Consider the following 10,202-nt stretch of genomic DNA (forward strand, 5'->3'; position numbering starts at 1 on the left):
CTCTCAGGCCTCGTCCATCGGCTCGAGCCGCGCCAAAAGTTCGTCCTTGTCAAAACTCTCGCCGGACTTCTTCAGCACGTCGATAAGCCGGCCGTCGCGCGGCGCGGCCAGCGCCGTCTGCAATTTCATGCTCTCGATCGTGACCACGGTCTCGCCGCGCGTCACCTGCTCGCCCACCAGCTTGTGCACCGAGACGATCGCGCCAGGCATCGGCGCATGGATTTCGTCGCGCGTGGCATCGTGGCCGGCGCTTTCCTCCCGCGGATCGGTCAGCACGACCTCGAGGGTGCGACCCGCAACACGAACGAAACAGGTCTCGCGGCCGCCCTCGTCGACAAGGGCGCGGGCAATAGCCGTGGCGTCGCCATCGATCGTTATCGAGCCGACCGGCTCATCCGACCATTCCAGTATTTCGTGGGTGCGCCCGTCGACCCTGAGTACCAGATGCGGCTTGCGCCTGACGATCTCGATCGAATGCTTTTGGCCGTCCAGCGTCAGGTGCAGGGGCATCAGTTCCTCCACCCGGCCATCGAGGCATGGGGCTCCCCGACAACGGTGATGGCGTCTCGGAATGCGCGCTGTCCAAGGGCTGCCGCAATCAGAACGTGGTCGCGGAGGCGTTCGTCGACCGCTGCCGGTGCGAGAACGTCCGCATGCTCGGCAATGAAGTTTGTATGCAGCGCACCGTCCCGGAAAGCCGCATTTTCCACCGTGCGGATCAGATAGTCGATATTGGTCCGCAACCCGAGAATCGTGAGCTGTTTCAGCGCGGCCACCATGCGATCGGTCGCCTCCGCGCGATCCTTGCCCCACACGACGAGCTTGGCCAGCATCGGATCGAAATCCGCCGTCACCCGCTGACCCTGCTCTAGCGAGTTGTCGAAGCGGATATATTCGGCGCTGGGCACGCGCAGCAATCGGATCGGCCCGGTCGCCGGCAGAAAGCCTGCGTCGGCGTCTTCGGCGCAGATCCGGCATTCGATTGCATGTCCGTCGGCGCAGACTTGCCGCTGGGTCAGCGGTAGCGGACCTCCGGCAGCGATCTCGATTTGCGCCCGAACGAGGTCGATGCCGCAGATCATCTCGGTGACGGGGTGTTCGACCTGCAGGCGCGTGTTCATTTCGAGGAAGAAGAACCTTCCATCGGCGCCGACAATGAACTCGACCGTTCCCGCGTTCTTGTAGCGCGCGGCAGCCACGAGCCGAACCGCGGCGTCGCAGATCTCGGTACGAATGGACTCCGGCAGCGGCGCCGAGGGCGCCTCCTCGATGATCTTCTGGAAGCGTCGCTGGATCGAGCACTCCCGCTCGAACAAATGGATCGCGCCGCCCTTGCCGTCACCCAGCACCTGGACCTCGATGTGCCGAGGACGCTCGACATAGGTCTCGGCATAGATTCGGCCGTCACCGAAATAGCGTTGGGCCTCGCTCGAGGCGACCCGCGCCCGCTCGCCAAGTTCCGACGTATCGCGCACGATGCTCATGCCCTTGCCGCCGCCGCCCGCGGCAGCCTTGATCAGGAGCGGAAAGCCGATTTCAGAGGCGGCTCTGACAAAGGCGGATATGTCGTCCCGGGCCTGCACCGACGGCGCGACCGGCACGTCGTGGGCTGCCGCGAAATTGCGCGCCGAGATCTTGTCGCCCATCAGGTCGATAGTGTCGGCTTCCGGACCGATGAACGTCAGTCCGGCCGCGGCAACCTTGCGCGCGAACACGGCATTCTCCGACAAGAATCCATAACCCGGATGGATTGCGTCGGCGTCGCAATCGCGCGCGACCGCGATGATCGCATCCGCGTCGAGGTGAGCCGCGACCGGCGTCTCGCCCTTGATCTCATAGGCCTCGTCGGCAAAGCGGGCATGCACCGCTTCGCGCTCGACCCGGTGGCAGATCGCGACGCTGGCGATGTTCATGGCGCGCAACGTGCGCATCACGCGCACCGCGATTTCGCCGCGGTTGGCGACCAGCACCTTTCGGAACAGGGGCTTTGCTTCTGGTGACTGATTCACGCCGCCCTCTCCGCCTCGCTCCGCCAGTCCGCAAGCACGCCGCCCGTGGCGACCCAGCTCGCCGGAACTGCAACCTTCATGTCGAGCAGTATTTGCGCGTAGGATTTGCCCTGCGGATCATGGCGCAGCGAAGCGACGCCACCACCGCCGAGCGCACGGTGAAGCAGGAAGTTGAATGCCATAATGCCGGGCCATTCGAACCGCTCGACCTCACCCTTGACGAAATGCCCCATATATGCGCGTACCGAAGCTGCCGTAACGCCAGCGCGGATGACGTCGACAAATTCCGCGCGCCGCGCGATGACGCTGATATTGGCGATATCGCCCTTGTCACCGCTGCGACCATAGGCGAGCGCGATCAGTGGGACGCGCACCGTCTCGCCCGTGAGCGGCATTGTCTGCGCGGCCTCGCGCGCCGAAGGCGCGGTGCCGTCGTCGTTCGAAATATGATGGGGAATGTCGATGGTCCTGCCGTCGATCTCGATCGAGACCGGGACCTCAGCGCGATCGATCAGACAGGAGAACAGCCGCACCACCGGCTGCGGCTCCGGCCGACCACCGGCAAAGCCGGTCAGCCCCTGCGCCATCGCGGTCGCCGCCGGATAGATCTCACGCGCGAAGATATCGAGCGCGGCGCGCTGGCAATGCCGCACGCCGATCTTAAGCACCACTTCGCGCGTGCCCTGCGCCCGGCTCTGAGCGCCATAGCTCGATTCGGCGCCGATGATCTCGAGCGAGGTCTCGGCGTAGGACCCGAGCTTCGCGTCCTCCATCATTCTGGACGAACGGGCCAGAATGGCCTCGCCTACGGCCTGCGCCTTGGCCGCGGCCTCGCGGCCGGCAATCATCATCGTCACGGCCGCGCGAAAGCCGTCGCCATAGGTCGCGCTGACCTTCAAGGTCGGCGTCGGCGGACGCCCGCGGGCGCCGGAGACACGCACACGATCAGGACCAAGCTGCGTCAATTGCACGTCGCGCCAGTCGCAGACCGTATCTGGCACGATATAGGCGCCGGGATCGCCGGTTTCATAGGTCATCTGCTCGCCGACGCTAGCGACCGAGACGAGACCGCCAGTGCCTTCGGGCTTGGTGATCTCGAACGAACCGTCAGCCTGGCATTCCGCGATCGGGAAACCCATCCGGTCCCAGCCCTTGACCAGGCGCCAGTCGGTCAGCAGCCCGCCCGTCACCTGCGCGCCGCATTCGATCAAATGACCGGCGAGCGTGCCTGCCGACAACAGATCGTAGTCGGTGGCGCGCCAGTCGAATTCATGGATCAGCGGACCAAGTGCCAGCGCGGAATCGACACAGCGGCCGGTGAGCACGATATGCGCACCGGCGTCCAGCGCGGCGGCGATCGGAAAGGCGCCGAGATAGGCGTTCATGCTGGCGATCTGTTCTGGCAGGGGTTCGTCGCGGAACATTTCGCGGATGCCGGCCTCGCGCAAACGACCGGCTTTCGCCGACAGATCGTCACCGCGCACGATCGCGATTTTGAGGTCAACGCCCTGCTCGCGCAGCACCGTTTGCAGCGCATCGCGGCAGGCATCGAGGTTGACGCCACCTGCATTGGCGATGACCTTCACCCCACGCTCGGAGATCTCCCGAGCGAGCGGCTTCATCACATGAGAAACGAAATCTGTCGCGTAGCCGAGCGCGGGGTTCTTCGCCTTCATCCGCGCTAGGATCGACATGGTGATCTCAGCGAGATAGTCGAGCACGAGGTAGTCGACTCCAGCACGCACCAATTGCGCCGGGCCTTCCGCCGTGTCGCCCCAAAATCCGGCGCCGCCGCCGATGCTGACGCTGCGCGTGTCGGACTTGGCTGACGCACTCATCGGCCGGTCCAGTTGGGCGGGCGCTTGGCGTTGAAGGCGGCAAAGCCTTCCGCCACGTCCTGCGTGCGTGCCATGTTAGCGAGCATGAACTGCGCGTATTCAAGCGCGCCGTCCGTGCTCATTTCCCGGATCTTCGACAGCGCCTGCTTGCCGAGCCGGATGCCGGTCGGCGACTTGTCGACGATTCGCGACACCAGCCAGTCGGTCCTGGCATCAAGTTCGGCCGGCGAGACCACGTAGTTCACGATCCCTTCGGCGCAGGCCTCGGCCGCACTGATCGGCTCGCCGGTGAGACAAAGCTCCATCATCCGCTTGTAGGGGATCGAGCGCAGCAGATAGGGCAGGATCATCATCGGGAACAGCCCGACCTTCACTTCGGTGACCCCGAATACGGCATTCTCCTGGGCGACTGCGACGTCGCAGGCACACAACAGACCGAGGCCGCCGGCCAGCGCCGCGCCATTAACACGGGCAATCAGCGGCAGCCGGCACGAATCCATACGCTTGAGCAGGCGAACGACATAATGCCTGGGATCGGCGACATCGATCGTGAACGGGGTCCCGTCAGCCGCCGGCTGCAAATCGCCGCCGGCGCAAAAGGCGCGGTCGCCGGCGCCCGTCAGCACCACGGCGCGGCAGGCAACATCCTGCTCCGCCGCACCGAGCGCCGCGACGATTCCTTCGGCGACCCGCTCGTTGAGTGCGTTGCGCCGCTCGTGGCGCTCGATCGTGATCGTCATTACCGCGCCTTTGCGTTCGGCGCGCACCAGCTCGGCCACAGCGGGTCACTCCTCAATTATCTTATTTTCGTTGGCGCCAAAATGAACTGACTTCACTATTGATGTCAAGACGTGGACTGATCGGCGCCGTCGTAACCCCAACCAACGAAGCCCTGGATACTGATATTCGCGTCTTTTCTCTCACTATGCGAGCACTTCGGCGACACCCTGACATCTGATGAAATATACTCATTACCTAGTCGTCGTGCTTTACCTTGCCCGCGACTGCCTCTAGTCTTCCGCCAAAATTAAGATCCGAGGAAAGCCAGGAGATGTCATGACCGCGAGCGCTCTCGCCAGTTCGACCGGGGCCCAGTTCGACCTGACGGAGGAACAGCAGGCCATCCTGGATCAGGCCGACCGCTTCGGCCGCAAGGAAATGTACGACCTCTCAGAGCGCATGGACCGCGAGGAATGGTGGCCGGAGGATACCTTCGCGAAGATCGGCGATGCCGGCTACTTCGGCATCACGATCCCGGAAGAATATGGCGGCAGCGGCCTGGATCTGGTCTCCGCGGGCCTCGTGGCACAGGCGTTTTCGCGCTGGAACCATGCCCTGGCCTTGAGTTGCATCGCGCATGACAACCTCTGCGCCAACAACATCTACCGCAACGGCAACGAAGCACAGCGCAAGAAATACCTGCCGGGGCTGTGCTCGGGACGCAAGATCGGTGCGCTCGGACTCACCGAGCCTGGCGCCGGATCCGACGCACTCGGTTCGATGCGCACCACGGCACGAGAGGACGGCGACTTCTATGTCCTCAACGGCAGCAAGATCTACATCACCAACGGCCCAGTTGCCGACGTGCTGCTGGTCTACGCCAAGACTGACCGCGAAAAAGGCGCCCATGGCATTTCGGCCTTCATCGTCGAGAAGGAATTTCCGGGATTCAAGGTCGCGCAGAAGCTGGTCAAGATGGGGTTCCGCGGCAGCCAGACCGCGGAATTGCTATTCGAGGATTGCCGGGTACCGAAGGAGAACCTCGTCGGCGGGGAAAACAAGGGCGTCGCCGTGGTCATGAGCGGCCTCGATCTCGAACGCGCGATGGTTGCTCCGATTTCGCTGGGGATCGCCGAGCGCGCACTCGATATCTCGATCGACTACGCCAAAACGCGCAAGCAGTTCGGCAAGCCGATCGGCTCATTCCAGATGGTGCAGTCGCTGATCGCCGAGATGTACGTCACGGTGGAGTCGATACGGGCCCTCACCTATCGTACGCTGGCGGCGGCCGCACCGCTCGATATCGGCGAAGGCGGACGCGGCAACATTCACATGCTGACCGCCGCATCCGTGATGTATGCCGCCAACGGCTGTCACGACGTGCTCGACCGCGCCATCCAGGTGTTCGGCGGCTCGGGCTACATCTGGCAGTCCGAGATAAATCGGCTGTATCGCTCGATCAAGCTGCTGGAAATCGGCGCTGGGACCACCGAGGTGCGCAAAATGATCATCGCCGGCGAATTGCTGGGACGGCTGTAGCGCCATGACAGACGACAGCCTCGACCTCGACGATAGCGCGCTTGCCGAGCACCCGACGGTCTACGCCGTCGGCAGCTTTAGCGGCCACACGGCGCTGATCTCGGGCGGCGCCGGCGGCATCGGCCGCGCCAGCGCCTGGCTGCTCGGCCGTCTCGGCGCCCGCGTCATCCTGGCCGGCCGCGATCCGGGCAAGCTTGATGCGGCCGTTGCCGCCATGCGCGGCCGGGGCCTCGATGCGACATCGCATACCGTCGACATTCGCGAGCCGGATTCGGTCTCGGCTCTGTTCGAGCGGCTAGATCAGGAAAGGACAACGCCCGATCTGCTGGTGAACAGCGCCGGCGGACAATTTCCTCAGCCAGCGATCGATTTCTCCGAAAAAGGCTGGAATACCGTCGTCAACACCAACCTCAACGGCACCTGGCGGATGATGCAGGCGGCCGCGCGGCGCTGGCGCGACCAGTCGAAACCGGGCGCCATCGTCAATATCGTCGTGGTGACGCAACAGGGGCTCTATGGCGTAGCCCATACTGTGGCGGCACGCGCCGGCGTCATTGCACTGAGCGAAAACCTCGCGGTCGAATGGGCGCCGCTGAAGATCCGGGTCAACTGCATCGCGCCGGGCGCGATCGAAACACCCGGCTGGCGCGTGTACAAGCCGGAACAGCGCGAGACTTACGCACGCTCCAATCCGATGATGCGCGCGGGCCAAGCCTGGGAGATTGCGGAAGCCTGCGCCTATCTCGGCGGCGCGGCCGCGGATTTTGTAACCGGGGAGACCTTGCATGTCGCAGGCGGCTCGCAGCTCTGGGGCGAAACCTGGACCATCCCGCGCCCGGGCTACTTCAAGTCTTGAGACCGGGTTTCCCGCGCACCTTGGAGGCGCCGGCCTCAGCGGCGCCTTCGAGGCGATCCGCAACGGCCTCGATCCGCGACAGCGCGGCCGTGACGCGGTCGACGGGTTCGGACTCGGCGACGCTGAGCGCGCGACACACAAAATCGGTAACCACGTTGGCAGTCTGCCCGACGTCGAAATCGCCCTCGCTGCGGAGAAAGGCCCATACCCGGTGCTCGATCCCTCCGAATATCATGTCACGCACAAAGGCCGGCGGGAAATCCCCGCTGAATTCGCCGTCGCGGATGGCGGCCTTCACGATCTCGGCGATGCGCTGGGTATATGCCTGATTGAGCGTGAACAGCCGGGTCGAGCGGTAGTTCCTGGCCGGCCGGAATTCCTGGAACACCATCCGCGCGAGCGCCGGCTCCTTCTTGATGATGGAAAGATGGTGGTGAATGATGAAACGCAGCCGGTTGCGCGTGCCGCGGACGCCGTCGAGATGCGCCGAATAGTCGGTCAGCATCTCTTCATACCAGTCCTCGGCGACCTTCTCGATCAGGTCGCGCTTGCTCGAGAAGAAGCGGTAGAGCGAGCCTTCGACCACGCCGGCGCGCTCGGCGACCTCAGAAATGAAGGATTCATGCGCGCCATGCTCGGCAAGCACCGCGCGCGCCGCACGCATGATGTCGGACACCCGCTTCTCGGCCGGCATGCGCTGAACCGTCCGCCGTTGCCTGCTACCCGCCATTCGCTTCCCTTATCGCGCTTATGAATATGCTTCAGTAACATTGAACACCATTTCTGAATCACCTGCAACAAAGCAGCCTCGTTTCGCTGAAATATGAGGCTTTCCTTCTTGACAACATTTAATGAAGCTAATTCAATATCTGCGCGATCGGAAACGCCCTGGAGGCGACAAATAGAATTTCGACGCTGGGAGGTACAATTTGAGCAGCGAGGCGGCTCGGCTCTTCCGATCCGATGATCCGGCACGACGCGAGAGCAACGGTCTCGCGATGTCGTGCGTCGGCATCGAGCGGTCGTTCGGCGGGCTGCGCGCGCTGAAGGGCGTCGACATCGAAGTCAGACGCGGCGAGATTTTTGGCCTGGTCGGGCCGAACGGCTCGGGCAAGACCACCATGGTCAACGTGATGACCGGCTTCTATCCCCCAAACAAGGGGCGCGTCCACTTGTGGGACGAGGACATCACCGGAATGCCACCCGCGGCGATCGCTCGGCTCGGTGTCGCCCGCACCTTTCAGAACCTCGCTCTGTTCAAGGGACTGAGCGTCCTCGACAACATCCTGCTTGGTCGCCACGTGCATATGCGTCCGAGCGCACTCGCCTCCCTGTTCTACTGGGTCTGGGCCGAGCGGGAGGAAATCGCGAATCGGCGCATCGTTGAGGAAATCATCGATTTCATGCAGTTGCAGGATATCCGCGACGAACCGGTCGAGACCATCCCGATCGGGCTGCAGAAGCGCGTCGAACTGGCGCGGGCGCTTGTCGCCGAGCCGAAACTCCTCATTCTCGACGAGCCGATGGCGGGCATGAACCAGGAGGAAAAGGAATACATCGCGCGCTTCATCCTCGACGCCCGCGAGGAGCGCGGCGTCACGATCCTGCTGATCGAGCATCACATGGACGTGGTCACCGCGATTTGCGACCGCATCACGGTGCTGAGCTATGGCGAGGTGATCGCTGAGGGTGAGCCGCGTACGGCAATCGCGCAGCCGCGGGTGATCGAAGCCTATCTCGGTCAGCGCGCGGCAGCACGTGTCGGGTCGCGAGCGTGACGATGCACGGCCCCGGCGAAATTCGGGCGGCGGCATCGGCCAGCGACGCCGCGCCCCTCACGCTGGTCGCAGCGCTGTCGCGCAATGCACGCGAGGCCCCTCACAGGATCGCCTATCGGGAGCGCGCCCTCGGGATCTGGCAGGAATGGCGCTGGCCCGATGCGCTCGATGACGTTCTTGCACTTGCGGCCGGCTTCGAGTCGTTCGGCCTTGGGCCGGACCAGGCGCTGATCGTCGTCGGCGACAATCGCGTCCGGATCTATTTCTCGATGTTGGCGGCGATGGCGCTCCGCGCTTTTCCCACGCCGCTGTTTCCCGACACGCCCGTCGAGGAAATGCAGACATATACGCGCCTCGGCGCGCCGCGCCTGGCGCTCGCCGAGGACCAGGAACAGGTCGACAAGCTGATCGAGTTGCGCGCAAGGAGCGGGCGACCGCAAACCATCATCTACGATGACCCGCGCGGCCTTGCCGCCTACCGCGCCGAAGGACTGGTATCGCTCGACGACGTCATAGCGCGCGGCCGCAAGCGTCTCACCGACATCCCCGGCCTGCGCGAAGAACTGATCGGTCGCGCCGGACCGGACGACATCGCCGCATTGCTGTATTCCTCCGGAACCACCGGCGCGCCCAAGGGCATTCCGCTACGCCATCACAATGTGATCGGCGGTGTCGCCAATGCGCTGGCCGGCGGTTACTTCCGCCGGTACGAGCAGCTGTTTGCCTATCTGCCCACTGCCTGGGTCGGCGATTTCGTCTTCACGGTGGCAGGTGGCGTGCTGCTGCAGGCGACCGTCAACATTCCAGAGCGCCAGGAAACCGCGCTGCACGACATGCGCGAAGTCGCGCCCACCTTCTATCTGGCCGCCCCGCGCGCGTGGGACAACATGCTGACCCGCGTACAGGTCGGCATGGCCGATTCCACGCCGATGAAGCGGCGCCTGTTCGATTTCTTCATGCCGCGCGCCATCGACCTCGAACGAAGGAAGCTCGCCGGCGGCCGCGCGTCCGTCTCCGACCGGATCACCAACGCCTTGGGTGAGATGTTGATCTACGCGCCGATCAAGGATTTCCTCGGCCTCTCGCGTGCCCAGCGCGCCTTCACCGGTGGCGAGGCCATGGGCGAGGACACCTTTTTGTTCTTCCGCGCCCTCGGCATCAAGCTCAAGCAGTTCTACGGCCAGACCGAGACCTGCGCGCTATCCGCCGCCCAGACTGAAGGTCATGTCAGGCTGCACGCGGTCGGCGCAGCCATGCCCGGCGTCGACATCCGCATCGATGACAATGGCGAGATCCTGATCCGCTCCGCTTCGGTCATCTCGGGCTATTTCGAGGATCCCGTTGCGACCGACAAGGCCTTTACCGCCGGTTGGCTCCATACCGGCGATGCCGGCTATCTCGAGGACGACAACTCGCTGGTCGTGCTCGGGCGCGTCAGCGAGGTGGTGCACACGGCGGCGGG

Annotated in this window: 9 protein-coding genes; 4 read left to right on the forward strand and 5 right to left on the reverse strand. The window is 64.1% G+C overall.

The genetic code is table 11. From position 1 onward, the window contains the following. Window positions 1–3 precede the first annotated feature (3 nt). From A5906_RS35405 to A5906_RS35420, 4 genes are read right to left on the reverse strand one after another with little or no spacing between them, the layout of a single operon-like run. Window positions 4–510, reverse strand: a complete 507-nt coding sequence (locus A5906_RS35405) for an acyl-CoA carboxylase biotin carboxyl carrier protein subunit (RefSeq protein ID WP_136615714.1) — start codon at window positions 508–510, stop codon at window positions 4–6. Further along, entirely contained in the window at window positions 510–2,009 is a 1,500-nt protein-coding gene (locus A5906_RS35410; protein WP_201723813.1) for an acetyl-CoA carboxylase biotin carboxylase subunit, read from the reverse strand. Before A5906_RS35410 ends, A5906_RS35405 begins: the two co-directional genes overlap by 1 nt. Continuing rightward, window positions 2,006–3,847, reverse strand: coding sequence for an acyclic terpene utilization AtuA family protein (locus tag A5906_RS35415; protein WP_080139739.1), 1,842 nt, complete (start codon window positions 3,845–3,847; stop codon window positions 2,006–2,008). The genes A5906_RS35410 and A5906_RS35415 overlap by 4 nt, the downstream gene beginning before the upstream one ends. After that, window positions 3,844–4,626 carry an enoyl-CoA hydratase-related protein gene (locus A5906_RS35420; RefSeq protein WP_201723814.1) on the reverse strand — a complete coding sequence of 261 codons (783 nt, stop codon included), beginning with the start codon at window positions 4,624–4,626 and terminating at the stop codon, window positions 3,844–3,846. Before A5906_RS35420 ends, A5906_RS35415 begins: the two co-directional genes overlap by 4 nt. A 277-nt stretch (window positions 4,627–4,903) precedes the next feature. Here A5906_RS35420 and A5906_RS35425 point away from each other — a divergent pair, with 277 nt between their 5' ends. Further along, window positions 4,904–6,106, forward strand: coding sequence for an acyl-CoA dehydrogenase family protein (locus tag A5906_RS35425; RefSeq protein WP_080139740.1), 1,203 nt, complete (start codon window positions 4,904–4,906; stop codon window positions 6,104–6,106). Window positions 6,107–6,110: 4 nt separating this feature from the next. After that, complete coding sequence (locus A5906_RS35430; RefSeq protein WP_080139741.1) at window positions 6,111–6,962, forward strand: SDR family NAD(P)-dependent oxidoreductase; 852 nt, start codon at window positions 6,111–6,113, stop codon at window positions 6,960–6,962. On the opposite strand, the gene A5906_RS35435 is transcribed toward A5906_RS35430, so the two are convergent. Beyond that, the gene (locus A5906_RS35435; RefSeq protein ID WP_161495469.1) at window positions 6,952–7,656 is read right to left on the reverse strand and encodes a TetR/AcrR family transcriptional regulator; all 705 of its coding nucleotides are present in this window, start codon (window positions 7,654–7,656) and stop codon (window positions 6,952–6,954) included. The genes A5906_RS35430 and A5906_RS35435 overlap by 11 nt on opposite strands. A 304-nt stretch (window positions 7,657–7,960) precedes the next feature. Between A5906_RS35435 and A5906_RS35440 the strand changes: the two genes are divergently transcribed. Further along, a complete protein-coding gene (locus A5906_RS35440) occupies window positions 7,961–8,740 on the forward strand; it encodes an ABC transporter ATP-binding protein (protein WP_080139814.1) in 780 nt (259 codons plus the stop codon). A 2-nt stretch (window positions 8,741–8,742) separates the two neighbouring features. Beyond that, window positions 8,743–10,202, forward strand: a 1,460-nt coding sequence (locus A5906_RS35445; RefSeq protein WP_201723815.1) for an AMP-binding protein, incomplete at its 3' end; no start/stop codon positions are given.

Origin of the sequence: Bradyrhizobium sacchari, assembly GCF_002068095.1 — a bacterium.
In the GTDB taxonomy this organism is placed as follows: domain Bacteria; phylum Pseudomonadota; class Alphaproteobacteria; order Rhizobiales; family Xanthobacteraceae; genus Bradyrhizobium; species Bradyrhizobium sacchari.